Source organism: Paralimibaculum aggregatum, from assembly GCF_030270585.1.
In the GTDB taxonomy this organism is placed as follows: Bacteria; Pseudomonadota; Alphaproteobacteria; order Rhodobacterales; family Rhodobacteraceae; genus Thermohalobaculum; species Thermohalobaculum aggregatum.
In genome coordinates, this window is sequence record NZ_BSYI01000175.1 from 1 (window position 1) to 281 (window position 281).

1 protein-coding gene is annotated in these 281 nt (G+C 66.5%); it reads left to right on the forward strand.

Translation table 11 applies throughout. The features are described 5' to 3' along the window. Positions 1-8: 8 nt before the first annotated feature. On the forward strand, positions 9-179 hold the full coding sequence (locus QSJ97_RS25225; RefSeq protein WP_491630635.1) for a hypothetical protein: 171 nt from the start codon (positions 9-11) through the stop codon (positions 177-179). Positions 180-281: the final 102 nt, after the last annotated feature.

The window sequence follows — 281 nt, forward strand, 5'->3', positions numbered from 1 at the left end:
CGAGCGACGTGCAGCAGAAGGCTCCGACCAAAGACCTCAGGAAGAGGGAGGTCGCGCGGAGCGCGATCGAGATTCTCGTCTCCCATGGCTGGCTCATCCCGCTGCCCAAGGGCACCGAGGTGCGCGGCGGGAAGCGCAAGGAGGCCTTCCAGATCGTGAGGACCGGACATGTGGTTTGACGTCCGCGCTGCCCTCGCCGCCCTGGAAACCCGGGACGGGCGCCGCGGCAGCCATGCTAATCATGCTAGTCATGCTAATCGGTCCGACCCGTTCGGCCAGGC